Genomic DNA, 26,371 nt, shown 5'->3' with positions numbered 1-26,371 from the left:
ACACTCATTCCACGAGCATCCGGACACCGACTCCACGGTCATCCGGACACTTTTCTGGCAGGCAGCCACGCAGGATTTATTCACTACCATCGATCTCTTTTTCGAAGCAGAGAGGTCGTTGTGGAGCGTTTATCCATGCGTAAAATCCGAGAGGTGTTACGCCTCAAGTTCGACTGCGGCCTGTCCGTGCGCAAGATCGCCCGCAGCCTGGGCATTGGCCACAGCAGTGCCGGTGATTACCTCTGCCGTTTTGCCGCCAGCGGCCTCACCTGGCCCTGTTCGTTGTCCGATGCCGAGTTGGAGCAGCAACTGTTCCCGCCGGCCCCGGCGGTTGCCAGTGAGAAGCGGCCTTTACCCGATTGGGCATGGGTGCATGCCGAACTGCGCCGCCCCGGGGTGACCCTGGCGCTGCTCTGGCAGGAGTACCGCCTGAGCCAGCCTCAGGGCTTTCAGTACAGCTGGTTCTGTGAGCACTACCGAGCCTGGCAGGGCAAGTTGGACGTGGTGATGCGTCAGGAGCACCGCGTCGGCGAGAAGCTGTTCGTCGACTATGCCGGCCAGACGGTGCCGGTTATCGATCGCCACAGCGGCGAGATCCGCCAGGCGCAGGTGTTCGTCGCGGTGCTCGGCGCGTCCAGCTACACCTTCGCCGAAGCCACCTGGTCGCAGCAGCTGCCGGACTGGCTAGGCTCCCATGCCCGCTGCTTCGCCTTCCTCGGCGGCGTGCCGGAGATCGTGGTGCCGGACAACCTGCGCAGCGCGGTGAGCAAGAGTCACCGCTACGAGCCGGACATCAACCCGAGCTACCGCGATCTGGCCGAGCACTATGGCGTGGCGGTGGTGCCGGCGCGGGCACGCAAACCGCGCGACAAGGCCAAGGCCGAAGTCGGCGTGCAGGTGGTCGAGCGTTGGATCCTCGCCGCACTGAGGAATCGGCAGTTCTTCTCCCTGGATGAACTCAACACGGCCATCGCCGGGCTGCTGGAGCGGCTCAACCAACGCCCGTTCAAGAAGCTGCCGGGCTCCCGGCAGTCGGCCTTCGACAGCCTGGATCGTCCGGCGCTGCGCCCCCTGCCGGAGCAACCCTACGTCTACGCCGAGTGGAAGAAGGCGCGGGTGCACATCGACTACCACGTCGAGGTCGATGGGCATTACTACTCGGTGCCGTATCAACTGGTGAAGAAGCAGCTGGAGGTGCGCCTGACGGCGCGCACCGTCGAGTTTTTCCACGCCAACCAGCGAGTGGCCAGCCACCTGCGCTCAATGCACAAGGGCAGGCACAGCACGCAGGCCGAGCACATGCCCAAGAGCCATCGCGAGCATGCCGAGTGGACGCCGCAACGGCTGATCCGCTGGGCCGAGCAGACCGGGCCGAACACCGCCGGCGTGATCCGGCACATCCTCGAACGGCGCATCCATCCGCAGCAGGGCTACCGGGCCTGCCTGGGCATCCTGCGCCTGGGTAAAACCCACGGTGAGGCGCGTCTGGAGTTGGCCTGCCGTCGCGCCATCAGCCTCGGCACGTGCAGCTACAAGAGCCTCGAATCGATCCTGCGCCAGGGGCTGGAAAACCTGCCGCTAGCTCAAACCAACCTGCCGCTACTACCGGACGACCACGCCAACCTGCGCGGATCCGCCTACTACCACTGACCCCAAGGAATCCCACCATGCTGCCCCATCCGACCCTGGACAAGCTGCAAACCCTGCGCCTGCACGGCATGCTCAAGGCGCTGAATGAACAACTGAAAACCCCGGACATCGACAGCCTGAGCTTCGAAGAACGCCTCGGCCTGCTGGTCGACCGCGAGCTGACCGAACGCGATGACAAGCGCCTGAGCAGCCGCCTGCGCCAGGCCCGGCTCAAGCACAACGCCTGCCTCGAAGACATCGACTACCGCAGCCCGCGCGGACTGGATAAGGCGCTGATCCTGCAACTGAGCAGTGGTCAGTGGCTGCGCGACGGCCTCAACCTGATCATCGGCGGCCCCACCGGTGTCGGTAAAACCTGGCTGGCCTGCGCCCTGGCCCACCAGGCCTGCCGGGAGGGCTACAGCGTGCGCTACCTGCGCCTGCCACGTTTGCTGGAAGAACTGGGTCTGGCCCATGGCGACGGCCGCTTCGCCAAGCTGATGAGCAGCTACGCCAAGACCGACCTGCTGATCCTCGACGACTGGGGCCTGGCCCCGTTCACCGGCGAGCAACGGCGCGACATGCTGGAGCTACTGGACGACCGTTACGGCCAGCGCTCGACCATCGTCACCAGCCAGATGCCGGTGGACAACTGGCACGAACTGATCGGCGATCCGACCCTGGCCGATGCCATCCTCGACCGCCTGGTGCACAACGCTTATCGGATCAATCTGAAGGGTGAATCAATGCGCAAACGGACGCAGAAATTGACGACGCCAGCCAACCCGGACTAACAATGCCACCCCTGCGTCGCTGCGCTCCGACTGCCTGTCCGAATGAGCGTGGAACAGGTGTCCGGATCAGCGTGGGCTGAGTGTCCGAATGGCGTGGAATCCGCAGCCTGGAAATGGACCGAAGGGCTGCGCAGGCAATTGTTTATGAGTATTCCATGGTAGTGGGTGCTACCTGTCAGCAGGCAGCAGGCAAACAGATGGCAAGCCTTAAGGCTCTCCCTGGTCTGGATAGCCCTGGTGTCGAATTCGATACTGTAGTGATCGATGAGGCGGCCCGAGCGAACCCTCTAGACCTCTTTATCCCCATGTCCATGGCCAAACGCCGTGTGGTGTTGGTCGGGGATGACCGGCAGTTGCCGCACATGCTTGAGCCAGACATCGAAGGGCAGCTACAAGAAGAACATCTGCTCACCGAACTGCAGTTGATGGCTTTTCGCTCCAGTCTTTTCGAACGCATGCGGGTCAAGCTGCAAGACTTGGAAAAGGTAGACAACATTCGCCGTGTCGTAATGCTGGATACCCAGTTTCGTATGCATCCATTACTCGGTGAGTTTGTCAGCAAGCAGTTTTATGAATCGGTCGGCCTGGGCCAGATTCACACCCTTCGCTGCGCGGATGAATTTGCATTTACCGAAGCATTTCTCGCCGGTCTTGGTCCGTTGGCCGCTGATTATCATGACCGGATTTGCCAGTGGATTGATGTGCCTGCATCGCAAGGCAAGGATCAGCGCAGTGGTACAAGCCGAGTCAGAGAGGCTGAGGCGCAACGCATCGCGGATGAGGTGGTCAGGCTTCTGAAAGCGGGGGGCGACAGCCTTTCGATCGGCGTTATTACCTTCTATGCAGCCCAGCGCGACTTGATCATGGAAAAACTCGCTGAGCAGCGTATCGGCGATACCCCGCTGATGGAGTTCCGCAATGGGGCCTTCGAGCCGCACGAGCATTTCAAGTGGGCAAGAAAGGTACGTGGGGACGGCTCAGAAAGTATGGAGGAAAGATTACGGGTCGGATCGGTCGACGCCTTCCAGGGTAAAGAATTTGATGTTGTGCTCTTGTCTTGCGTTCGTACCTATACCCCCGCAAAGCCTCTGCATAACGCCGACGATAATGCCGAGCGTGAAAAGCAACTAAATCGGCAGTTTGGTTTTTTACGCTTACCCAACCGAATGAACGTAGCCATGAGTCGTCAGCGGCAAATGCTGATTTGCGTCGGTGATGCGGCTTTAGCCACTGCACCTGAGGCTACTGAGGCTGTACCAGCGCTGGCTGCTTTCCATCAGATGTGCGGAGGTGAACGTGGCCGCATTCGTTGAGTCGGGCTTGTACCTAAAGTTTGATGCTAAGCCCAGAGGTAAGAGAAAGGCATTGCTTTGGCCGGTACTGGTACACCGTGTTCTGTATCCAGCCCCCAAACGGCCACAATTGAACCTACTGCAGCGAGCGGTACTTGGTTTGGTTCGTGCCAAAACTGTGCGTGCAGAGGAACTTGCTGAATTGACTGGGCTTCACCTGAATCTGATCAAGTTGATACAGGCTCAGTGTGTCAGTAATGGATGGCTGGTTGATAACGCAGATGCCCTGACACTCAATGGCGAAAGGCTCTTGGATGATCAGGATGTCGCTGATACCAATATGAAATCCGGCTATTTATTGCAGGACGCGCTCACCGGAAAATTTTGGCCTCGCCTTGTTGTGCAACTGAGCCAAATGGAGCCTGTGGACCAAATGGCTCGGTTCCCCGAGTTCATGATCGAGAGGAAAACAGGTCAATCCATCCGGCCCTTCAAGATTGCCGCTGCACATACCAAGCTACCAAGTCTTGATCATGAGTCGTTGATGTTTGCCTACCGTGATTACCGTGAGGATCACTCGGCGTCACGGCAACTGGGAGAGTCAACGGGTTTACCTGAGCACGCTAGCTTGCAAGGTGTTCAGCGTCTGGACGCCATTGCTCAGCCCGCTCGGGTTCTGGTTTGGGTAACAGCCGATGAGCATGGACAGGGCCTGTGGGCTGTCAAGGATCCCTTTGGATTGCGTGAGAATGCATGGTGGTTGCAGGAGTCACTTCTTCAAGCGATTGAACAGGATGATCGCTTGCTTACTCATCTTGAGACCCTGGTCGGTATTGCGCGAATCGAAAACCAGACTGTTGATGAGTGGCTTGAAGCGCTGCGCAAACAGACAGAGCTTCAGGTGCTGATTGAATATCCTTGGGTGGAGCGCCAGCCGGATATCAAACGGCATCTGGCTGCATTGCTGGTGCGTCGGGAGAAACTGCAGCAGGGTGATAACAGCCACCAGGAACTGGATGCGGCCCTAGTAGAAAGTCAGAAGCTGCTTGAGGTGCTGATGCAGTGGCTAATTCGCACCTACCCTGCGGATGTGGGTGTATTGCCCGCGCAGCAAAGACTCGACTTTAAGCTCAATCAGAACCTTCTCAAGGCTTTGCAGGTGCCTGCCTTAACAGCTGATGTCATCAATCTACTGGCTAGGCAAAAACTTGATCAGGTCATTCGCGCCTGCGCTACACCTGTTTCCTCACTAAAGGCACTGCTTTTTGCTGCGGTCATGGGAACACTCAATGAGTCACGCCATCCTCTCAAGGTGATGGGTCAAAACGAGCTGCAGCTTAAGAAGCTGTTGGAGCTGGCAGATCTGCGAAATCAGAGCAGCCATGCCCAAAGCAGCTTTACAGGCAAACAACCAATTCAACTCACGACGCGTGTGGCGCTGGACAGTATCCAGTTCGCCCTGAGCTTTACTGCACAGTTTAAGGAATGGATGTAATGGGGAAGAAGAGCGCGAATAAATTTGGCCCTCAACAAGTGCCTGCAGCAGCTGCAGTATCACGTCCTTCGCTGGAGAAGCAGCTCCATACTTGGGAGGCTTCATTTGAGAGCGCCTCCAAGGTTTACCAGTCGTTTGATATGAGCATGAGTATCCATGTGGAGCAGGACTGGTTACTTAGTGTGCTTGAAAGGTTTCAGGCCGAAGGTGACACCGATCTAGCGCGCTGGATTGAGCGATTTGCCGATTTCTGCAAAGAGCTGGTTAAGCTCAAGGAGCGTTTACACGAGGAGTACGCAGAGCGCTGGGATCAGGCCAACAACCTAGTCGCCGGTATTGGCTCAAGGGAGCAGGCACTTGCAGAGCAACAGGATGCTTTCGCGACTGCCAAGGCAGCCTTTGATCAAGCAAAGGCTGCCTTTGAAGACGAGCAGGCCCAACTGGCGCTTAAGAAATCAGAGCTGCTGGATGCAGAGCGCTCACTTAACCTGCGCGAAGCCAACGCTCAGGCGGGTTTTGTCGAGCAGAATGAACAGGCCTTGCGCCAGCTTGAGGGGCGTCAACAACAACTTATCAAGCAGCAAGAAAGCTCACTACGAGAGCTGCAGGATGAAAAGCGCAAGCTTGATGCCGAACTGGCACAAGCTGCCCGACGCTTGGCAGAGATCAAATATAACTGCTCCGAGGAAGAATCGGAGCGCATAAAGCAGCTCGATGATCGTGAACATGAAATCAAGCAGAGCAAGATGGAGCTTGATCGTGCGCGCAGTCGTATGGATCGCGAGTGGGCTGATATCAAAGCTACGCAAGCCAACCTTGAGCAACGTGTTGCAGCTGAAATGGAAGCTGAGCGCGCAAGCCACGAGCGTGCAATAGCAAAACTTGAAAGCCAGCGCGATTCGGCCTGGAATAAGGCCGATGAACTCAAAGAGAAACTCGCTGACCTGCAGGAGCTGGCGCAGGCACTCGGAGATCAATCCGCTGCGGATATCTTGGGACAACTCGATGAGTTAAAGCGTGAAAACGCAATGCTGAAACGCAGTTTGGAGCAGTCGGATACTTCCGAGCTTCAGCGTGAAATCGACTACCTGCGCAGCAGCAAGGCGGATCTCGAGCGTGATCTTGCTGTTATAAGACCCGAGTTGGATGAGTCGCGGCGCGAGTTGAGTAGCAAGCGTGTTGCTTCAACTGAGCTTGAGGCTGTGGCTCGGGAAAAGCGTGTGCTTGAGCAGCATAAAAACACGCTGACTGTGCACATTGATGATCTGGAAAGCCGCATAGAGCAGTTAACCAGTGCCCAGAAGACTCAGACGCCTTTCCCAGCCATGTCGCTGATGGATTCTGGAAAGGAATATCGAGCAAGCATGGAGCACGAGTGCGTGCCTGGACTCAAACAGTTTGCTGAAGAGCTCCAGCATCGTATTGCTACGGCGGAAGAGCAGGTTGAGCTGTTTTATCCCCTTGAAGATATTCGCCTGCTGCTAGGCGGATTGGCTATGAGTCAGCTGCATGTCTTCCAGGGCATTAGTGGTACGGGTAAGACCAGTCTGGCGAAGGCTTTTGCCAAGGCCATGGGCGGCTTCTGTACCGATATTGCCGTCCAGGCGGGCTGGCGTGATCGGGATGATTTGCTCGGCCACTACAACGCCTTTGAGCGACGTTTCTACGAGAAGGATTGTCTGCAAGCCCTTTATAAGGCGCAAACACCGCGCTGGAGAGATACCTGCAATGTGATTCTTCTCGACGAGATGAACCTTTCTCGCCCCGAGCAGTACTTTGCAGAGTTTCTCTCGGCTCTTGAGAAAAACAATCGGGATGAGCGTCTGATCAGCCTTGCAGAGACGGCCATGCCCAATGCGCCTGTCATGCTGCGTGATGGGCGCAAGATTCTTGTGCCTAGCAACGTCTGGTTTATCGGTACCGCCAACCATGACGAAACTACCAATGAGTTGGCTGATAAAACCTATGACCGCGCGCATGTGATGACACTGCCGAAGCAGGACCACCGCTTCACGATCAAACAATACGACCCCGCAAGTTTCTCGTATGCCTCTCTGAACAAAGCCTTCGACGAGGCATGCAATAAACATCGGCAGGAAGTCGGTGACCTCCTGAAGTGGCTCAGCGAGGATGATCTGACCAAGCAATTGGAAACAGATTTTGGGCTGGGTTGGGGAAATCGGTTTGAGAAGCAAGCGATGCGCTTCATTCCGGTCATTAAAGCGGCGGGTGGATCCGAGGGTGAAGCTCTGGACCATCTGTTGTCCACGCGTGTGATGCGCAAGGGTAAGGTTACCGGCCGCTACGATGTGAGCCTTGATGCACTGAAATCACTGCAAGATGCACTGCTGACTTTCTGGGAGGAAGCAGGTCTTGATGGTGTGCCGCAAAGCTGTAATCAATGGTTAGAAGCTGATATCCGTCGGCTGGAAGGCGTCAACTGATGTGGCTGGACAGGCTGACAGGTCACGAGCTGCGTGTGCTTCCGGAAAAGGTGGCACCCGGTCGGTATTGGGCAGACACCACCGGGCTGACCCTGAATGGTCATACGCCCAATTTCTCGGGCATTTTGGTGGGCGATGAAGGACAGCGCTTCCAGCTCAATGATCAGGTTCGCTCGTTCATCCTGCCAATCCAGGTCGATGCTGCGAGCAACGACCTTCTGTTCAAGGCCATAACCACCATAGATGCCGATCTCCAGCAGGCAGGTTCATTGATATCTCCGCTTATGCCGGCTGCGATTGTCGATGATCAAGGACATCTCCAGCCGTTTGAGGAGCGATTGCTGGAGGTACTACGTGAAGGCCATCTCCATCGAATTTCTCAACGCCCGCGGCTGGACATGCACTATGAGGATGAGGTCACCGATATTGCTCGTGCACGTAGGTTGTCCAAAGGGGCGCTGGTCCATCTTGCGTCCCATTCGGAGTGCTGGCAGCGACAGACGCTGAGTGGTGTTATCCCACGAAAGGTGATGGCTCGATTCAGTAAGGATGATTACGGCATTTACGAAAACCGTCTCTATGCAAGGCTACTCGACGAAACAGATAGGTATCTGCGGGCCCGCCTTTCAACACTTGGCAGTTTGAAGGCAACGCTTGAGCAAGCGATGGAGTTTTACAAGTCAGCAGATATTGACCATCGGCTTGCCCGTGCTGTGTGCGATATCTGGGGTATGACCTTTGACCAGAGTTCTACAGGGAAGGTTTTCAAGGTATTAAATGAAAACCTACACAAACTAGAAATTCTGCATAAAACCATTTCTGGGTTGCGGCAAAGCGGCCTCTACACACTCGTTGATCGCAATGCTCGGGTTGCGAGTGCGTTACACCGTACCAACATCCTCAGCCACGACCCACATTACAGGCATGTGGCCACACTATGGGAGCTCCTTGGGAAGACCCACGCCGGCGCTACTGTAGACGCAGAGGAGCGCTTTAAGCGGAACCAAAATCTTGCTCAAGCTTACTCACGTTACGCAGGGCTTGTCCTCCGCAGAGCACTGCACCCCTATCTTGGTGGCAGGGATCAAGGTATTTGGGCCGGTAAAACTTTGCAGCTCCGTCAGAAGAGGTTGGAATGGGAGTTACTGATTACACGCGCATCTGGCGAAGAAGTACTGCTGACGGTTGTACCCTGGCTGACAACTGATCACGCACCAGAGGTGGAGGTGCCTTCCAATCGGTATATCGCCTGGCCTGCTATAGGTCACGATCTTCAGGGAGATGCCTTTCTGGGGCAGTGGGTGCCACTTTCACCTTCAGATATGTACTGCGAAGAACGATTTGGCTTGTTAGTAGACCAAACGCTGCAACGCATTTTACTGGAGAGCTATGGTCGGCTGCTGGAGAAAATTCCGACAGTAGCAATCAGCCTGACCAAGGGTGCGTCGGCATTGCAAGTCGACCTACAAACCAAAACGATGCAAGTTCGAGACATGCTAGGGGATGGTCTCCTTTCGGATCTTCATGCGGCATTGAAGTCCGCCAATGCAGTTCGGCTTGGTTCTGAGTTGCTCGAGCGCAACCAGGAACTTGCTTATCTGCAGTGCTGCCCCGTATGCAAAAAACAGGGGCGTTTGATTTTCCAGAGTCCGGCTGGATTCAGGGCAGAATGTGACTCGTGTGGGACGGTTCGCTACCTGCGTGGCCCCAAGGGGCAGCGCCAATATGAGCAGCTTTTGGGTGGAAAGTACGATTTCCGGACGCAGGGTCGTAGAGGCTGGGCGTTGTCGATTATAGGCTGATCTTAGATTTGCTATTGAGTTATAGCGAAATTTGAAGATCTGAATGCTTTTTGATTGGTGCGTATTGAGGAGCAAGCATGTGTCGATGCCTGTCTTAACCTATGGGTGTACTGGGTGTGATCTGCATGCATGGGATGCACAAACCTGGGGTTATCGCTTTTACTTAATTGAAGGCAAAGAGCTAAAGATGCGTGTTGCCATGGGTTGGTGTGATAGCTGCCACGATTTGTCAGGTATCGAGGTCAAGCCTGATGAGGCCATTGAGGCAGAAATAGCCAAAGAGGTTAAGCATCTACACGGCGTGGTTGAAAACGAGCTGTTGAACAACCCGCCGATTAGGCGCTGGTGGCAGATAAGAGCAGTGGAAACCCCAGCACTAATTTGCGCTAAATCTGAACTTGTAGCTGCTCAAGAAAGACTTCGACTTGTGCAGCAACTGTGCAGTCTTATGGTTAATCGGAAAAGCGGGGGGCGATGCCTAACCTGTGGCTCTGAGCAATCCACAATTTTGCCAATTTTACCGATATCGGCATCCTTCGACCGCATTTACCCAGATCCAAAGCCAATAGGTTTCACACACCCAGGTTGTGGAGGTGAATTGACAGTTTGCAGTGATGGACTGCGCTTAAATATTCAACCTGTTCGCAGGGCTTACGACACAGAGGGCAGGCTGCTAGAAGCTGACTCATAACAGGGCCAACCTTCCGAGCTGGAAGTCTATATAAATTAGTTAAAGTTGTTAACTCAGGACAAAATCGTAGCTCAGGTTAATTGCTGTGATGAGCAACTGTGCACTTTCCATAGAACAGTTCCTCGCGCTGCTGGCGCTGGGATTATAGAGTCATCAGACATGGATCTCGAAGGTCATCTTCTTTACATCGACATCACCCAGATATGCGGAATCGGTTGTGCCTTCTGTATGTATGCTGACAAGCACAAATCTGGCACCAGCATGGAGCTATCAACGCTGGCTCGGGAGAACCTTGCCAGGCTGATCAATGCTTCGGAGGTCAAGCGCATCTCTATTAGTGGTGAAGGCGAGCCACTCAACAACGCTAAAGTGTTCCATGAGATTCTTGGATTGTCCGAAGGCGGCAAGTGCTTCGAATTCATCACCAGCGGGTTCTATCCACATGACAAGATGGCGGACTTCTACGACACGACAAACCAAATTGTCATGGACAATGGTGATACCTGCAACATCCGCCTCAGTGCCGACAGCCATCATATCGAGAAGGTCAAATGGCGGGCCCACGGTTTCAGCTTAGACTTCCTGCGGCGTCGGCGACCGTCTGGGCTGAGTTTCTCGTTCCGGTCAATCGATACCGACCGCGATTTCACTCGTCACTACCTAAAGTCTGAACTGGCTTGCTGGGGACTTGAGGCAACCATCGAGCCGAAGAGCGTGTTGGAAGATGTACTGGTTGCGGGCGGCGATTGCTTCGGTATCGACTACAAGAACCTCGTACACCCTACTCCGGGAACCGCCCCCGGCTATCTGGATATGTTGGGCTACATTGAGGCGATCGAGTCCAAGGTCAACAAGCCCTTCACCTTCGGCAGCCTGAACAAATCGCCGCAGGCCAACGGCTTGGATGTCACGGTGAAGCCTAGTGGTGACATATACCTTTATGGCATCGAGAATCAGCGCCTAGGCAACATTCATTTTGACCGTGTCGACTGGCAACGGCTGGTCGACCACGTGCGGGAAACGCCCTTAACCCGAGCACTTTATACTCAACCCTTGACCGAGTTGCTGACGCGTCTTGATAACACTGAGCTGCTTCGTTCGATCATCGCCAAGGCGAACAACCCCTACTGGCTGGTGAAGGAGCTGGCAGGTCATGCCGGGTTACTTGAACAGTGGGACGCTGCATGATCGACTCACACAGCCACACCTTTTATTCAAAGCATGCGATCGGTACTGTCGACGAGTTAGTTCGCGCCTCGATCGCCGCCGGCGTGACCGTCCTAACCATCACCGACCACGCACCGTTCCCCGTGGATATGCACAATCGTCTGCTCGCGTCCGAACTTGATCGCTATTTCGCTGACATCGAGCGGGCGCGGGAGATTTATCAGGGGCAGATCACCATCCTGTGTGGCCTGGAGCTCGACTACATGCCAGGCACCGACGCCTTCAGTCGCGAGCTGCTTGCTCGGTACCCGATGGACTTCGTAATCGGCTCGATTCATTACGTGGAGGTTCCAGATGAAGCGATGGTGAAGGTCTGGGAGCTGCCACGCCTTGCCGAGCAGGTGTTCCTAGATCGCTACTTCGCCAATCTCGAAGGTCTGCTGGACAGTGGACTGTTCGATGCCGTAGGGCACGCCGACACCTTGCTGCGCAGTGTGCCGGAAGACATCTTCCTGCGCCGTTTCGAACCTTTGCTGGAGCCGCTCGCCCGAAGCGGTATTGCATTCGAGCTCAATGCCTCAGGTCTTCGAAAGTCGAGCCTGGACCCGGCAACGGGGAGAGAGGTTCAGGGCCGTTGGTCTTATCCGTCTCGGGAATTGGTGGCGCAGCTCATCGCACACGAAGTGCCCTTCACGGTTGGGTCTGATGCCCATGACCCGAGTGACGCTGGTGCGGGCATTGCTGAACTGTTTGAGACCCTGAGGCCCCTGGGGCTGAAGAGCATTAGTTACTACGAGAAGCGCCGTCGAATCGATGTCGCTCTCGACAGCCTGACGTTACCGGGCACACTGGCAACTTTGACAGCAGGACTTGAAGGGCCTTGAACATGATTTCCCCCGGAAATTCTCCGCTATGGTCCGAGGTACTTAATAGCCCGGCTGATGTCCAGTTGGCGATGTTTCGTCAGGCTTCCGCTCAGCCCTGTGCTGATGATGTGAAAACTGGTTTCCGCGCTTTCGCAGCCGACCTGTTTGCACGTGACCTGATCAGCATGACCGAGTATGTTTCGATTTTTGGCGGTACTGCCTTGCACTGCCTTACACCTGCCGAGTCGGGGTTGTTCCGCGACATGGCCTCGGGCAGCGATGCCACAGCGCTGGCTGGGATCTACAGCCGTGCAAAATACGGCGGTGTGCATGACATCCGGTATCTCGCAAGACAGCTGATCGACTACCTTAGTGGCGAGCTGGATAGGCCAGACTCGCAATGGTCATACCTGTTCCAGAACGCCAAGGTCTGTGGTGACAACGTGGTGATGATGACCACTGGTTGGCGCAACGTGCCGTCCACGGCGAACGTGCTCTATGAGATCGTGGTAGAGGAGGTCAACGTCAAATTGGCGCATATGGCGTTGCCGACCATCATCAACGTCAAGCTGCCCAGGATTGCGCCGCCCTGCGAGGACTACGCCAGCCTCAGCACCGAGGAGCGGGAGCGCGTCAATCTGGTCCAGGATCATGTCATTCCGGCTGAAAATTTTTATCGTTGGAGCGGTGTGCATGTGATCTTCGGCGACGATGTGTTGGTTACCGGATCTACTGCCGACAAACTGCTTTATGAATCCATGCGTAACGGTGCAAAGTCGTTCCGCGCAATCTATCCCGTGGCGATCGACCCCCGGGTGGCGTTGGGCGACGCCTCGGTTGAGGATCGGCTGAATAGTGTGGTGATTGAGCAACGGCTGGACGATACCGTTGCGGAGCTGTTGTCTGCGCGGGACTACCAACCAATCCTGCGCACCCTGCGCCTGTTGTTCGGGGAGGGAAACCGAGAGTCGCTCGCCACCTTCCTGCCGAAGGTGCCTGCGCTGACCTGGCTGCGCCTCTACAAGTCGGCCTTGGGTAACGAGTTTCTAGGTCAGCCACAATGCGCTCCTTCAATGGCGTTGTTGAGGGAGTACCTGACGAATGTCGGGTTGCTAAGTACCAATGGCATGGCGATTCACCCGTGAACAGCTGCCTTCATAGTTCCGTTCGATATGTGAGCTATTGGGAAAATGCCCCTAGGCAGGTCATGCCAGCCTATGTCGCGCTGGCATTGGTCTCGATGCGTAGAGCCCTGGGTGAGCGCTTTCAATTGCTTACACCGCGGACGGTCCAGGACCTGATCGCCCCTCGAATCCTTAATAAACCTTGGGCCTTTGAACCGTTGCCATTTACTCTAGCGGAGGGGATCGAGGCCATAGTTGCCAGGAGCGACTTCATTCGCATGGCCTTCGTCCATCAATATGGAGGTGCGTGGGTGGATGCAGACACATTGTTATTGTGCGATCCAACTAGCTTACTGTTTCCGGCAGGCCTCAGTCATAAGCTGCATTGGTATGACGAATGTATTTTTGCGTCCCAACCAGGAAACCCACTTCTTGCCCGCGCATTGGCTACTGGGCTTGAGGCAGGCGCCCATGCTTGGGGCAATCCTGGGCGTATCAAGGACATCGTGGATCAATCTGGTGACGAAGTAGTGCCTATAGCCGGAGATATCGTCGACCCCGGCTACCGTCCAAAGTACAACTTCGCAAGCTGTGAGGTGATGCGTCGTCGGGATGTCAGCGTTGTAGACTTTCTAGTGAGAGATACTGCCATGCTCAAACTCTACAACACCTACTTCCGGCGTACGGCCACGCGTATAGAATCTGTTGAAGAGTTTCTCTCTGGCGGTACCTTGCTGGCCAATTTGTTCCTGCACATCGAGGCTGATCGTGGCTATTGGATTGGAGAGAGCGAGCGGCTGATGGGCACCGTTTGTTGATGTGTGAGCGTCAGTGTTACTGCGCTTGCGCGCAGATGAATTTTGCACTCACTGACCTCACTAAGGTTTAACTGCTGAGTTATCACCTCATGGACGGTCGGTGTGCCACGGTGAGGGGATGCGTGGGCAATGTACAACCATGCGGGCACGCGCGTTGGTGGTGGGCTGAACTCGAGCTCAACGCGTACCAGGTCGAATACTTCAGTCGTCCGTCCGCTCGGAGTCCAGGCGAGCGGAGCAGTGCGATGATCGGGCTGCGTCACTTCGAGAGGACATTCGAGCTCCAAGTTTATGGTCCCAGGGTAACAGTCAGCGACCTCGGGGAAGTCCTTGCTGATCAGGGGTAACTGACGGGCGAGGGTTCCCTGTGCGACGCCCAGACCACGTACTAACCGCGCTCTGATCGAATGGAGCTGCTCAGTTTCTGGTGTAGTGACCAACAATTGATGAAGGTTTTCCAACAGAGCCTCTATTGAGAACGCATTCATGTCCCTCTTGCCGGTGCGCCGAACCTGATCAGTGTGTTGCAGGCTATAGACGACCCGAGTTAAAGTAGAAGGTGGGGGCAGCCACGGGTTAGCTTGTTCAGCCATGGCTGGGTAGATTGCCACCAGCTTTGTTTCTAGGCCGACCGCCATGTGAACGATTGCCGTGTCGACACTGACCACGACCTGTGCGCAGCGTATGTGTCCAGCGGCATCCTTAGGGGATGCCAGTCCATGGACGACGCGCACGTTTCGTCTAGCCACCGCGACTTCCATGCGCAGCGCATCTGCTCGTGTCACGGGGCTGTATAGGATTCCAATAGACCGAGTTGGATAAGTGTCGGCGATGGCGTTCAGCACGCTCACGGATCGGTCGAAGGCCAAGCTTTTATCTGTGCGGCTGGCGTAGGGGTTGAATAGGATTTCCCGGGCTGAGGTGGCGCTCGGCATCGTGTCAGGAAGGGGAACGATGTACTTCCTATCGACCATGCGTGCACCCAAGTCAATAAGCACGCATCGGTAGCGCTCGGCCATGTCGAGACCGGCAGTTGCTTCACCGAACTTGCGATTGACACAGCGCAAACGGTCATCGAGGGAGTACACGCGGGCCGGGTGCAGCAATCGCAAAAACAGGATCTCCGCAGGCTGGATTCTCCCTACCAGATGCACCACAACATCGACCTGTCCAAGCTGCTGCGCTAGGCGGCGAAGTTCGAGTACTCCAGGATTGGCGTTCGTAATCACGACTTGATCCACGCCAAAGTCCTGCGCGTGCATCTGGGCAAGCTCAACGACCGTCAGAACGGTCACGCGGGCATTGAGTTTGCGAGCCTCTCGAAAGAAGAAGGATGAAACGATAGAGTCGCCCAGCTTGGCATCCCAGCGAGGGATAAGAATGTGCAGGTTTCCTTCCGTAGGCCTGGGCTGCAGCGACCTATCGACCAGTAAGCGAAACACCACACGCATGCATGCTTTAGATGCGTTTCGCACAAATGACATTTTTGTAGGCTCAATTTTCCACGGGGCCGCATAGACACTAAAGCAGAGCTGAGTGTTTGCCTATCAAAACAGGCTTGGCCTCGAGCATTCGCCGTTGAAAGGGCAAATGACGGCCAGTGATTGAGTAGCCATTTGACTTTCGTCAGTCTGCTAAAGGGCGCTATAAGGCACTCTGCTAGTAAAGGAATCGATGGTTCGTAAGGGGGCCGCCTGGTCGCGTAAGGATAATGAATGGTTTCTGATAATTTTGCCCCGCTGAAGTCTCGCTGGCCCGAGCTGTATATGCACGCCTCGCTTGCTGAGCGCTATGTGTTTGCCGACCCGCACACTGCTGTCATAAAACTCCGCTGCTTTGCAGAGGTTCTGGTTGGCGTTCTCTACAGAGATTTGAGCCTGCCCAGTGAACCGTCCGATGGGTTCTTCGAGAAGCTCAAATATCCTGCCTTTCAGGAGGTAGTTGGCGACATCGTGCTGCAGAAGCTGCACGCCCTGCGGATGATCGGCAATAAAGCCGCCCATGGCAGTTTAATCGACGCCAGCATCTCGCTTGCCCTGATTTGGGATGCGTATTTGATCGGCCAGTGGTTCTTCAAGACCTACAGCGGTGAGTCTGCCGACACCTATCCGCCTTTCACGGCTCCTGTAGAAGCCTCGGAGCAGGGCGGCCCTGCAGAAGACCCTGCCGAGCAGTTGGCCTTAGCGAAAGACGAGTTGAGCGGCCTGGAAGCTGCAGAGAAAGACTCTCAGGCTGTAGCTGCGTCAATAACCCCAACACCTGATCAGGCCAGGCTGGATGATTTCAAGTGCGCCTCGGCTCATGCCTTGGGTAGCATCGATTTCAGCGCCGCGAACACGCGCCGGCATCTCAGCATTCACGATGCCTTTGCCGGTTATACGCTGACCAGCGGCCAGACGGAGCTGGTCAATCAGCTCGAGCATTTCCTCGCCAGCAATACGCAGAACGTCTTCCTCCTCAAGGGCTACGCCGGTACCGGTAAAACCTTTATCACCAAGGGGCTGACCGAATATTTCCGGGCGATTGGCCGCAACTATGTACTGGCTGCGCCAACCGGCAAGGCCGCGAAGGTGATCGCCAGCAAAACCCAGTCGCCGGCTTACACCCTGCACAAAACTCTCTATGCGTTTGACGATATGGACGAGTACCGCGATGCAGACACCGAGGGCTCCGAGACCTTCAAGTTCTACGCCAAGCTGGCGGTGAACACGCTTTCTGTGGATACGGTGTACATCGTGGATGAGGCGTCCATGGTGGCGGATATCTACCAGGAGGCGGAGTTCTTCCGCTTCGGGTCTGGCTATCTGCTTGCCGACCTATTCGAGTTCGTCAATCCGGACCATAACGATCACCGCAAGAAGGTCATCTTCATCGGTGACGATGCGCAGTTGCCTCCCGTGGGCATGAGCTTTTCGCCGGCGCTGGATGCGGAGTATCTGTTGCGTCATCATCGCGTCCGTTGCAGCGAATACGAGCTGTCTGAGGTGGTGCGGCAGAAAGCGCAGAGCGGCATTCTGGCCAATGCTCAGCCCCTGCGACAGTCACTGCAGAGCAAGGTGTTCAACCGCCTGACCATGGACCTCTCCTATCCGGACGTTGAGAAGGTCGAACATCAGGCGCTGTTGCAGCGTTATCTGGATTCCTGTGGCGGCAAGATCAACGGCGAGTCCATCGTCATTGCTCACTCCAACGCTGACGTGGGCGATTACAATCGGCTAATTCGCGAACACTTCTTCCCCGGCTGCGCGCAGGTGATGCCGGGAGACAAGGTGATGGCTGTAGCCAATAGCAATGCGCACGGATTCTTTATCTCGAACGGTGATTTCGGCCTGATTCGTGAGGTGCTCGGAGAGGTTGAAGAGCGCAGCGTCAAGCTGAGGCGGAGAAATCCCGAAACTGCAGTGGTCGAGGAAATTGTTGTGCCGCTGCGCTTCAGGGACGTACTGGCAGGCTTCCGTGACCTTGATGGCACAGCGCATTTCTTCCCGGCCAAGATCATCGAGGATCTGCTTTACAGCAAGGAGCCAACGCTCTCGTCAGATGAGAACAAGGCGCTATACCTCGACTTCTGCATGCGCCACAAGCACTTGCCAAGGCGGACTAAGGCGTTCAAGGACGCCCTGATGGCGGATCCGTATTTCAATGCCTTGAGGCTCAAGTTCGGTTACGCCATCACCTGCCACAAGGCGCAGGGCAGTGAGTGGAATCATGTGTTTGTGAAATGCAAAAGCCACCAAAGCCAGCTCACGGCTGACTACTTCCGCTGGCTCTACACGGCGATTACGCGCACGGCGCACCACCTGTATCTGCTCGATCCGCCGAACCACCAGCCGTGGAGTGGTATTCAGATGGTGGCCAATCCGGCGCTGGAGATGCTCGGCGCGGCGCCCAGCATGCCCGCGGCTCCGGTTCCGGCTCCCAGCGTTGCAGCGCCAGCATTTGCAGCGGTTGCCCCTGCGCCGCAGGACGAAACATTCGGCATCCCCGCCAGTGCAACAGTGCTGCTCGCGTTGCTGACCGAGGTACGTCGGTTAATTGCCGGGCGGGGGATCAGTATCGAGGACGTTCTCCATCACCAGTACCAGGAGGTATATCTCTTCAGCCGTGATGGGGAGTCTGCCCGTATAGACATTGCCTATAACGGCAAGAGCAAGATTACCGGTGTAGCGGCTCCTTATCTTTCCGAGTTGAGCGGCGAACTGAGTGCTGTGCTGGCCGCGCTCAAGGGCTTGCCGCTTGCGGATGGCGGGACGGCAGGGGTTGCCGATGTTCATTTCGCCAAGCCGTTCCTCAATGAGTTTCACGCCAAGGTGCTGAACCTGTGTGCGGACAGTGGTATCACGCTGCAAAAGGTGGTTGAGCAGCAGTGGTGCCAGCGCTACAGCTTTACCCGCGATGGTGCTGTGGCCGTTTATGACATCTGGTACAACGGCAAAGACCAGTTCACGAAATGCCAGCCCGTGGTCGCAGCGTGCTCACCGGGCACTATGGTCGCTGAGGTCGGGCAACTGCTTACCGCAGGTATGCAGGCATGATTAGCAACAAGGAGGTATTCGCCAAGCGCAGGGAAGGGGCAATCGACGAAGCCTACGCGATGGCGCTTGAGTTGATGGCTGCGCCGCAGGCCGATGAATGGGACCGCAAGGCATTTGCCTGGTGCTTGATCGACCTGATCAAGCGTGACGTCAAGGATGGGCAGTTGGAGAGCCTGCCGCACTATCGCAGTCAGCTGGAGAGCATTGTTGTCGATCCTGCTGACGATGTGCTGAGTAAAGGCGTTCGCCATACGCTCTCGCTGTGCAATCCCTTTGGGCAGCAGATCAGCGAGGCCAAGGCGCTCAGCAAGAGCGGGCAGCACGCGCAAGCGGCTGCAATCTACCGCAAGGTATGGATGAACGGCGCTGTCGATCAGGATATCCAGACCAGTTTCGGCTGGGAGCTTTACCAGCACACCAAGGCACTGATGGCCGGGGAGGACTTCAACGTTGGTGAGGCCAAGCGTAATTTAAGTGACTACCTCAAGCTGGCGATCGAAAAGCCCTCTTCGCTCCACTCTCGCATACTGCGCTTAGCCGCCAAGCTGGCCGGGCAGGACAAGCTGAAAATGCTGGCCTTTTCCCGCCATTGGAATCTTCAGCATCTGCGCGAGGACGACTATGAGCGCTATCGCGCCGAGGATGGCAGGGAGTTTCCGTCACTAGCTGAGAAAGTCATCCAGCAGGCTGGCAAGGAAGCGGCTGCTGCCGATGATGCGGACGGGCAGGCGTACATGCTGCCCTTCATTGATGGTGCTATGGGGCGCTTTCCGGACAATGTATTTCTCAAGCTGAACAAGGCCAAGCTGCTGCTCGCGCTGGGCCGGCATGACGAGGCGCTGGCTTTCGGGATTGCAGTGACCAAGGCCAAGTCAAACGACTACTGGGCCTGGGGACTGCTGGGTGACATTGTCTCGCAGAAGGATCCAGACGCTGCGTTGGGCTGTTACTGCAAGGCGCTGACCTGTCCGGCAGAAGACAAGTTCACAGGGAAAATTCGCCTGGAAGTCGCCGAGCGCATGCTGGAGGCCAACGACTGTGCAGCAGCCAAGCACGAAGTCGAAGCCATTATTCGAGCCAAGGAGCAGGAGGGTTATAAGATCCCCGAGGCTGTTGCCAGCATTGCCGCGCAGGATTGGTTTGCCGGGGTGCAGGCCAAGGCATCCAACAGTGACTACTACAGGCTTCATGCAAAGGCGGCTGAAGCGCTGCTGTTCAATGACCTGCTCTGGATTGATGCCTGCCTGGGCGAGACCTTTGTCGTGCCGGGCAGAGAGAACAAGCCCAAGCGCAAGGTTTTCCTGAAAACAGGCTCAATCCCCTCGGAGGTGTCGATTCCTGAGTCAAAGGTCGCGCGGATGAATCTTGCGGCCGGAGATGCCGTCAGGGTCAAGGGTGAGTTTGATGATAATCAGCGCTTCAACCTGTTTGTGTTGGAGCGCCGGACTGGCGCAACTGCGTGGGATATCGCGCCCGAGCTTTTAGGAGTTGTGAACCAGGTGAATGAGGACAAACAGGCCATTCGCTATATCGTCAGCCGGGAGATCAATGGTGAGATCCCGATGTCGGCATTGCCGTGTGCGTTTGCCGAGGGCGATGCCATCGAGGTGCAGCTTGTTCGCTACGTTTCGAAGCGTGGTCCTCAATACCGCGTGCTTGCCGCAAAGGCGAGCAAAAAAGTGCCAGGCGATTTGTTACGCAAAGACTTCACCGAGGCGGTTCGCGTCTCTAACGGCATGGGCTTTACCCCGGGCGAAATATTTATTCCGGCGGCGTTGGTGGAGCACTGCGAGATCAAAGACGGTCAGCAGGTTTCCGGTACAGCGGTACAGGCCTACAACAAGAAGCGTGAAAGCTGGGGATGGAAGGCCATTTCCATCCAACCGTAGCAGGCGGCTACTCGTTGGTCTTTTTCTGGCTCTTTTGAGAGTTGACGAATAATTGCGAAAGAAAATTCTGCAGTCCGGCCTTTTCAAGGCAGCATCCCTTGCGGCCGTTCCAAGTCTGATCATGGGGGCGCTGCCTTTTCTGGGTTACGCGCCGTGGGGGCGTACCAGCCTGGAGTTGGTTGTTTTCTTCGTAGTGGCTTATTCCGTCATCCACGTGCTTGTTGCGCTGCTGGTTATGCTGGTCACCCGAAAGTGGCGGGAGTATTTCCCGGCCATCATGCTGGGTGTGCTTCTGGGTGGCCTTGCAGGTTTGCAGGCGGGAACAGCAATGAGAATGGAAGGCTATGAACGGGCGGGTGAGCGGGCTGCTGTTTTGGTCACTGCGATAGAGCATTACATTGAGGCAACCGGAGAGCCACCTGAGCGCTTGGAACAACTTGTACCTGATTTTGTCGAGGCGATCCCAGGCAGACTGCCGCCACTTGAGATTGTAACGGGCGAGGCGGATCTCAAAGATTTCTATGGCAATCAATGGGCCCTGCTGTTCAAAGCGGGTAGTGGTTTGAACTGGGACCAACTTGTTTATTTACCAAAGCAGAATTACGACCAGGTCGAATCGAAAACCCTGCTGGGGCGCTGGGCATATCTCCACGAGTGATCATGTGTTTTTCGCTGCCGGCGCTGCCAGAGGGTGGCCGGCGGCGCTCAAAGCATCAGCAGGGACGGCTAAAGCCGGCCAGCAGTTCTCGGGCAAATGGCCGAACCATGCAACCTTGCTTAACAGAACAGAGCGTTGTGGCTGCAACTCTTTATGGCTAGTACTCAAAATCCCCGCTCGCAAAATAGGGGGCCAGACTTTGAGGCACGGTTTAGGCACAGAATTGGCACAGCCCGAAAATGAGTCGGAAAGGAGCGCTGCGGGCAGTACTCACCACAATCTGAGTATCCGCATGGAGATCAATTTTGAGAGATTAGCCAATTCGGGATCTGGATCGGCAGAGCTGTAGGAAAAGGCTTTTAAATCATACAGATATGGCGCACCAGGCGGGATTCGAACCCACGACCCCCGCCTTCGGAGGGCGGTACTCTATCCAGCTGAGCTACTGGTGCGTAATTGTTGCGGCGGCCTATTTGACCATTAGCTGACACCCTTCTCAACTCGATGAGTATTGCCTTCGGAGGGCAGTACTCTATCCAGCTGAGCTACGAGTGCAACGCGCACGCATGATACCCATCTGAATCGGTGGCGTCCATCGCCTTGATCTGTGGCCTTTTTTCCTCTGTTGCCAGCACCGACAGCCAGGATTTCATCTATCCATATGCGAAATGAATATTTCCGCTAGGCGGTTTATGCCCACTATCCTCTGGTCACAACTTGTTATAACAAGTAATAGATCAGCGAAGAGATCCCATGGCCGAACTGCTCCCCCTGTCCCCGGTACCGCTCTACACCCAGCTCAAGGAACTGCTGCGCGAGCGCATCCTCGACGGCACTTATCCACCGCACAGCCGCATGCCGTCTGAAAGCGAGCTGGGCAAGGCTTTCGACGTCAGCCGCATCACCGTGCGCCAGGCGCTGGGCGACCTGCAGAAGGAAGGATTGATCTTCAAGATCCACGGCAAAGGCACATTCGTCGCCAAGCCCAAGGCGTTCCAGAACGTCAGTACCCTGCAGGGCCTGGGTGAGTCGATGACGCAGATGGGCTACGAGGTGATCAACCGCCTGCGTAGCTTGCGCCATGTGCCGGCCAACGCTTTGGTGGCCGCCCGGCTGCAGGTCGAGGAGGGCAGCCTGGTGACCGAGATCCGCCGGGTGCGGCTGATCAACCGCGAGCCGGTATCGCTTGAACTGACCTGGCTGCCCAAGGCTGTCGGCGAAAAACTGGAGAAGGCCGACCTGGTCACCCGCGACATCTTCCTGTTGCTGGAAAACGACTGCGGCATCGCCCTTGGCCATGCCGACCTGGCCATCGATGCGGTGCTGGCCGACAGCGACCTGACTCAGGCCCTGGATGTTGAAGAAGGCTCCCCGATCATGCGCATCGAGCGCCTGACCCATGCTGCCGACGGCACGCCACTGGACTTCGAACACCTTTACTACCGCGGCGATGCCTTCCAGTACCGCCTGCGCATTGACCGTCAGAAGGGGGGCAAGGCATGAGCATCCAGACCCAGGACTACGACATCATCGTCATCGGTGGCGGCACCGCCGGGCCAATGGCGGCGATCAAGGCCAAGGAGCAGGACAAAAGCCTGCGCGTGCTGCTGCTGGACAAGGCCAACGTCAAGCGCAGCGGCGCGATCAGCATGGGTATGGACGGGCTGAACAACGCCATTATCCCCGGCCACGCCACCCCCGAGCAGTACACCAAGGAAATCACCGTAGCCAATGACGGTATCGTCAACCAGGCCACGGTGCATGCCTACGCTACCCACAGTTTTGAAACCATCGAGCAGCTCGACCGCTGGGGCGTGAAGTTCGAGAAGGACGAGACGGGCGACTACGCGGTGAAAAAGGTTCACCACATGGGCGCCTACGTGTTGCCCATGCCCGAAGGGCACGACATCAAGAAGGTGTTGTACCGCCAGCTCAAGCGTGCCCGGGTCGAGATCAGCAACCGTATGGTCTGCACCCGTGTGCTGCTCGATGGCGAAGGCGCCGCCGCGGGTGTGCTGGGCTTCGACTGCCGCAGCGGCGAGTTTCGCGTGGTGCGGGCCAAGGCGGTGATCCTGGCCTGTGGCGCCGCCGGGCGGCTGGGCCTGCCGTCGTCAGGCTATTTGATGGGTACCTACGAGAACCCGACCAACGCCGGCGACGGTTACGCCATGGCCTACCATGCAGGTGCCGAGCTGGCCAACCTCGAGTGCTTCCAGATCAACCCGCTGATCAAGGACTACAACGGCCCGGCCTGTGCCTACGTTACCGGTCCGCTGGGTGGGTACACCGCCAACAGCAAGGGTGAGCGCTTCATCGAGTGCGACTACTGGAGCGGCCAGATGATGTGGGAGTTCCACCAGGAGCTCGAAGGCGGCAATGGCCCGGTGTTCCTCAAGCTTGATCACCTGGCCGAAGAGACCATCCAGAATATCGAAGAGATCCTGCACAGCAACGAGCGCCCCAGCCGTGGCCAGTTCCACGCCGGGCGTGGCACCGACTATCGCCAGCACATGGTCGAAATGCACATCTCCGAAATCGGTTTTTGCTCCGGGCATTCGGCATCCGGCGTGTGGGTCAATGAAAAGGCCGAAACCAGCGTCAAAGGGTTGTATGCCGCAGGCGATATGGCTGCGGTGCCGCACAACTACATGCTCGGCGCCTTTACCTATGGCTGGTTCGCCGGCGTAAACGCCGCGCACTACGTGGCCGGGCGCGAACTCGCCGAGGTTGATGCCGCACAGGTGGAGCGCGAGCGCGCGCGGGTGTTTGCCCCGCTGCAGCGTGAGCATGGCCTGCCGCCCGCCCAGGTCGAGTACAAGCTCAGGCGCATGGTCAACGATTACCTGCAGCCGCCCAAGGTGACCAAGAAGATGGAAATTGGCCTGGCGCGCTTTGCCGAGATCGAGCGTGACCTTGAGCAGATGAAAGCCAGCAACCCTCATGAACTGATGCGTGCGATGGAAGTGTCAGTGATTCGCGACTGCGCCGAGATGGCGGCGCGCGCCTCGCTGTTCCGCGAGGAAAGTCGGTGGGGGTTGTACCACCACCGGGTGGATTTCCCTGAGCGCAACGATGGCGAGTGGTTTTGCCATTGCCACCTGAAAAAAGGTGAGAACGGTGAAATGACCAGTTTCAAGAAGGCTGTCGAACCCTACCTGATTGCCCTGGAAGCCGATGAGCAGACCGCTTATGACCGGTTGCGGGTGAAGGCTGATGCAGCGTGAATGGGGCTGCTTCACAGCCCAGTCGCCGGCAAGCCGGCTCCCACAGGTACTGCATCGGCGGTGAAGTCTGCACCCTCCTGTGGGAGCTGGCTTGCCGGCGATGAGGCCATCAGCCTCTGCAAAAAACAGAACGAGGGCCACAGGCCCCAAGGACTCCGTGAAATGGCCTACCAGCCGCAAGAAATCTTCTTTCGCAGCAGCGCCCCGGTCACCATCGACGAAGACAAATGCATCGCCGAAAAAGGCTGCACCGTGTGCGTCGAGGTTTGCCCCATGGACCTGCTGGCGATCAACCCAGCCACGCAAAAGGCCTACATGGCCTTCGATGAATGCTGGTACTGCATGCCCTGCGAGAAGGATTGCCCCACTGGCGCGGTGAAGGTCGACATTCCGTACCTGCTCCGCTGATTCATCCTGCCATCCGGTCAACCCCCGGACGCCCTCCTGCTGTGCCCCTCGTTTCCCACCACCCAAGCCGGGGGCGGAGACGACGCCAACTCTTATAACGATTCGAGGGGAAATACCCATGCGCCTTGCAGCAACCGTGGCCGGCCTCGCGCTGGCGCTCACTGGCCTGAACGCCAGCGCCGAAACCATCCGCATCGCGATCGGCACCCAGGACACCACCATCAACTGCGCCACCGGCGGCCTGCTGATACGTGAGCTGGGCCTGCTGGACAAGTACCTGCCGCACGACGGCAAGTATAAGGATGCGACCTACCAGATCGAATGGAAGAACTTCACCAGCGGTGCGCCGCTGACCAACGAAATGGTCGCCGGCAAACTCGACTTCGGCGCCATGGCCGACTTCCCGGGGTCGTTCAACGGCGTTGCACACCTGGATGCCGGCAAGCGCAGCCTGTTCATCAGTGTGCTGTCAGGCAGCGTGCATGGCAGCGGCAACGGCATCGTCGTGCCCGCAGCGTCCAGCGTGCAGTCGCTGGCGGAGCTCAAGGGCAAGACCATTTCGGTGCCGTTTGCTTCCACTGCCCACGGCATGCTGTTGCGCGCCGTCGCAGCCCAGGGTTGGGACCCGCAGAAGGATGTGCGGATCATCGCCCAGGCGCCGGAGATCGCCGGTTCCGCCCTGCGCAGCAACCGCATCGAGGCCCACGCCGACTTTGTGCCGTTCGCCGAGCTGTTCCCCAACCGGGGTTTTGCCCGCAAGATCTATGACGGCGCCCAGGCCAACGCACCGACGTTCCATGGTGCCCTGGTCGATGCCGACTACGCGAAGAAGTACCCGGAAGTGGTCGCCGCCTACCTGCGCGCCAGCCTTGAAGCCGACCGCCTGATCGCTGCGGAGCCTGAAAAGTACAGCGAATTGATCGAGAAGGTCACGGGGATCGAAGCCGAGGTCAATTACCTGTTCCATGGCCCGCTCGGCCTGCAGACCCGCGACCTGACCTGGAAGCCTGAATATCGCCAGGCAGTCGCAACGTCCATCGATACGCTCAAACTGCTGAAAAAGACCGACCGTGGTCTGGACACCGACAAGTTCATCGACGACCAGTACATCCGCGGGGCCTTCAAGGAAGCTGGGCTGGATTACGACAAGGCGCTGAAGAACTACGACCCGTTACCGCTCAAAGCCAATGATGCGCTGACCGGCAAGCCGATCACCGATTTCAGCCGCCTGGCACAGGTCTGGGTGCGTGGTGAAGACAAGGTACGCCACTACGCTTCGCCAGAAGCGGCCCTTGGCGCCCTGGCCCAACTGGAGCAGGAAGGCAAGGACATCCGCGCCATCTACGCCCAGGCCGCCGACAGCGGGATCAAGTTGCTGGCCAACCAGGCCTGGTTCGTGCGCAACGGCAACGGCGAACTGGCGGCGTTCCTGCTCAAGGACCAAGCCGAGCAGTACGCCAAGGCTCATGGTGGCGAGGCGCTGGACTTCGTCAGTGCCAACCAGAAGCTGGTCGCCCAGCGCTGACCGGGAGCCA

General features: G+C 57.0%; 19 protein-coding genes and 1 tRNA gene. 18 read left to right on the top strand and 2 right to left on the bottom strand.

The window, feature by feature from the left end:
* Positions 1-135 precede the first annotated feature (135 nt).
* From istA to J3A71_RS28185, 11 genes are all read left to right on the top strand, one after another.
* Positions 136-1,650: an IS21-like element ISPpu7 family transposase gene (istA, locus tag J3A71_RS28235; protein WP_019437638.1), complete on the top strand. Its 1,515-nt coding sequence runs from the start codon at positions 136-138 to the stop codon at positions 1,648-1,650.
* Positions 1,651-1,667: 17 nt separating this feature from the next.
* Positions 1,668-2,423, top strand: coding sequence for an IS21-like element ISPpu7 family helper ATPase IstB (gene istB / locus J3A71_RS28230; protein WP_019437637.1), 756 nt, complete (start codon positions 1,668-1,670; stop codon positions 2,421-2,423).
* An 80-nt stretch (positions 2,424-2,503) separates the two neighbouring features.
* Positions 2,504-3,736: an AAA domain-containing protein gene (locus J3A71_RS28225; protein ID WP_348635374.1), complete on the top strand. Its 1,233-nt coding sequence runs from the start codon at positions 2,504-2,506 to the stop codon at positions 3,734-3,736.
* Positions 3,720-5,210 (top strand): hypothetical protein, encoded by a 1,491-nt coding sequence (locus J3A71_RS28220; protein ID WP_209953551.1) that lies wholly within the window; start codon positions 3,720-3,722, stop codon positions 5,208-5,210. Before J3A71_RS28225 ends, J3A71_RS28220 begins: the two co-directional genes overlap by 17 nt.
* Positions 5,210-7,654 carry an AAA family ATPase gene (locus J3A71_RS28215; protein WP_209953549.1) on the top strand — a complete coding sequence of 815 codons (2,445 nt, stop codon included), beginning with the start codon at positions 5,210-5,212 and terminating at the stop codon, positions 7,652-7,654. The genes J3A71_RS28220 and J3A71_RS28215 overlap by 1 nt, the downstream gene beginning before the upstream one ends.
* Entirely contained in the window at positions 7,654-9,456 is a 1,803-nt protein-coding gene (locus J3A71_RS28210) for a hypothetical protein (RefSeq protein ID WP_209953547.1), read from the top strand. The genes J3A71_RS28215 and J3A71_RS28210 overlap by 1 nt, the downstream gene beginning before the upstream one ends.
* 79 nt (positions 9,457-9,535) lie before the next feature.
* Entirely contained in the window at positions 9,536-10,147 is a 612-nt protein-coding gene (locus J3A71_RS28205; RefSeq protein WP_209953546.1) for a hypothetical protein, read from the top strand.
* A gap of 159 nt (positions 10,148-10,306) precedes the next feature.
* Positions 10,307-11,335 (top strand): radical SAM protein, encoded by a 1,029-nt coding sequence (locus tag J3A71_RS28200; protein WP_209953544.1) that lies wholly within the window; start codon positions 10,307-10,309, stop codon positions 11,333-11,335.
* Positions 11,332-12,198 (top strand): histidinol-phosphatase, encoded by an 867-nt coding sequence (locus J3A71_RS28195; protein WP_209953542.1) that lies wholly within the window; start codon positions 11,332-11,334, stop codon positions 12,196-12,198. The genes J3A71_RS28200 and J3A71_RS28195 overlap by 4 nt, the downstream gene beginning before the upstream one ends.
* 2 nt (positions 12,199-12,200) lie before the next feature.
* Complete coding sequence (locus J3A71_RS28190; RefSeq protein WP_079380346.1) at positions 12,201-13,325, top strand: hypothetical protein; 1,125 nt, start codon at positions 12,201-12,203, stop codon at positions 13,323-13,325.
* A gap of 62 nt (positions 13,326-13,387) precedes the next feature.
* Positions 13,388-14,122, top strand: a complete 735-nt coding sequence (locus J3A71_RS28185; protein WP_245353439.1) for a capsular polysaccharide synthesis protein — start codon at positions 13,388-13,390, stop codon at positions 14,120-14,122.
* On the opposite strand, the gene J3A71_RS28180 is transcribed toward J3A71_RS28185, so the two are convergent.
* On the bottom strand, positions 14,077-15,606 hold the full coding sequence (locus J3A71_RS28180) for a glycosyltransferase family 9 protein (RefSeq protein ID WP_209953539.1): 1,530 nt from the start codon (positions 15,604-15,606) through the stop codon (positions 14,077-14,079). The genes J3A71_RS28185 and J3A71_RS28180 overlap by 46 nt on opposite strands.
* A gap of 231 nt (positions 15,607-15,837) precedes the next feature.
* On the opposite strand from J3A71_RS28180, the gene J3A71_RS28175 reads away from it, so the two are divergent.
* Genes J3A71_RS28175 through J3A71_RS28165 form a run of 3 tightly spaced genes read left to right on the top strand, consistent with a single transcriptional unit; the run spans position 15,838 to position 21,204 of the window.
* On the top strand, positions 15,838-18,657 hold the full coding sequence (locus J3A71_RS28175) for an AAA family ATPase (RefSeq protein ID WP_209953537.1): 2,820 nt from the start codon (positions 15,838-15,840) through the stop codon (positions 18,655-18,657).
* The gene (locus J3A71_RS28170; protein WP_209953535.1) at positions 18,654-20,546 is read left to right on the top strand and encodes a hypothetical protein; all 1,893 of its coding nucleotides are present in this window, start codon (positions 18,654-18,656) and stop codon (positions 20,544-20,546) included. The genes J3A71_RS28175 and J3A71_RS28170 overlap by 4 nt, the downstream gene beginning before the upstream one ends.
* A gap of 52 nt (positions 20,547-20,598) precedes the next feature.
* Positions 20,599-21,204, top strand: coding sequence for a hypothetical protein (locus tag J3A71_RS28165; RefSeq protein WP_209953533.1), 606 nt, complete (start codon positions 20,599-20,601; stop codon positions 21,202-21,204).
* Positions 21,205-21,579: 375 nt separating this feature from the next.
* Here the strand turns inward: J3A71_RS28165 and J3A71_RS28160 are convergent.
* Positions 21,580-21,656, bottom strand: a tRNA-Arg gene (locus J3A71_RS28160).
* A gap of 301 nt (positions 21,657-21,957) precedes the next feature.
* Between J3A71_RS28160 and J3A71_RS28155 the strand changes: the two genes are divergently transcribed.
* The 4 genes from J3A71_RS28155 to J3A71_RS28140 all read left to right on the top strand — a co-directional run bounded on the left by J3A71_RS28155 (position 21,958) and on the right by J3A71_RS28140 (position 26,361).
* A complete protein-coding gene (locus J3A71_RS28155) occupies positions 21,958-22,707 on the top strand; it encodes a GntR family transcriptional regulator (RefSeq protein WP_016484361.1) in 750 nt (249 codons plus the stop codon).
* A complete protein-coding gene (locus J3A71_RS28150) occupies positions 22,704-24,428 on the top strand; it encodes a fumarate reductase/succinate dehydrogenase flavoprotein subunit (protein ID WP_095116582.1) in 1,725 nt (574 codons plus the stop codon). The genes J3A71_RS28155 and J3A71_RS28150 overlap by 4 nt, the downstream gene beginning before the upstream one ends.
* A 162-nt stretch (positions 24,429-24,590) precedes the next feature.
* Positions 24,591-24,836, top strand: coding sequence for a ferredoxin family protein (locus J3A71_RS28145; RefSeq protein ID WP_008096634.1), 246 nt, complete (start codon positions 24,591-24,593; stop codon positions 24,834-24,836).
* Between the two features lie 118 nt (positions 24,837-24,954).
* Positions 24,955-26,361 (top strand): ABC transporter substrate-binding protein, encoded by a 1,407-nt coding sequence (locus J3A71_RS28140; RefSeq protein WP_096425449.1) that lies wholly within the window; start codon positions 24,955-24,957, stop codon positions 26,359-26,361.
* Positions 26,362-26,371: the final 10 nt, after the last annotated feature.

Source organism: Pseudomonas sp. PvP089, assembly GCF_017875165.1.
GTDB classification, from domain to species: Bacteria; Pseudomonadota; Gammaproteobacteria; order Pseudomonadales; family Pseudomonadaceae; genus Aquipseudomonas; species Aquipseudomonas fortuita.
The sequence above is the reverse complement of the archived record's forward strand: the minus strand, read 5'-3'. Positions and strand labels throughout refer to the sequence as shown.

Coding starts and splice junctions, on each gene's coding strand:
- istA (WP_019437638.1), top strand. CDS start 136: ATGCGTAAAATCCGAGAGGTGTTACGCCTCAAGTTCGACTGCGGCCTG.
- istB (WP_019437637.1), top strand. CDS start 1,668: ATGCTGCCCCATCCGACCCTGGACAAGCTGCAAACCCTGCGCCTGCAC.
- J3A71_RS28215 (WP_209953549.1), top strand. CDS start 5,210: ATGGGGAAGAAGAGCGCGAATAAATTTGGCCCTCAACAAGTGCCTGCA.
- J3A71_RS28210 (WP_209953547.1), top strand. CDS start 7,654: ATGTGGCTGGACAGGCTGACAGGTCACGAGCTGCGTGTGCTTCCGGAA.
- J3A71_RS28200 (WP_209953544.1), top strand. CDS start 10,307: ATGGATCTCGAAGGTCATCTTCTTTACATCGACATCACCCAGATATGC.
- J3A71_RS28195 (WP_209953542.1), top strand. CDS start 11,332: ATGATCGACTCACACAGCCACACCTTTTATTCAAAGCATGCGATCGGT.
- J3A71_RS28190 (WP_079380346.1), top strand. CDS start 12,201: ATGATTTCCCCCGGAAATTCTCCGCTATGGTCCGAGGTACTTAATAGC.
- J3A71_RS28185 (WP_245353439.1), top strand. CDS start 13,388: ATGCCAGCCTATGTCGCGCTGGCATTGGTCTCGATGCGTAGAGCCCTG.
- J3A71_RS28180 (WP_209953539.1), bottom strand. CDS start 15,606: ATGTCATTTGTGCGAAACGCATCTAAAGCATGCATGCGTGTGGTGTTT.
- J3A71_RS28175 (WP_209953537.1), top strand. CDS start 15,838: ATGGTTTCTGATAATTTTGCCCCGCTGAAGTCTCGCTGGCCCGAGCTG.
- J3A71_RS28170 (WP_209953535.1), top strand. CDS start 18,654: ATGATTAGCAACAAGGAGGTATTCGCCAAGCGCAGGGAAGGGGCAATC.
- J3A71_RS28155 (WP_016484361.1), top strand. CDS start 21,958: ATGGCCGAACTGCTCCCCCTGTCCCCGGTACCGCTCTACACCCAGCTC.
- J3A71_RS28150 (WP_095116582.1), top strand. CDS start 22,704: ATGAGCATCCAGACCCAGGACTACGACATCATCGTCATCGGTGGCGGC.
- J3A71_RS28145 (WP_008096634.1), top strand. CDS start 24,591: ATGGCCTACCAGCCGCAAGAAATCTTCTTTCGCAGCAGCGCCCCGGTC.
- J3A71_RS28140 (WP_096425449.1), top strand. CDS start 24,955: ATGCGCCTTGCAGCAACCGTGGCCGGCCTCGCGCTGGCGCTCACTGGC.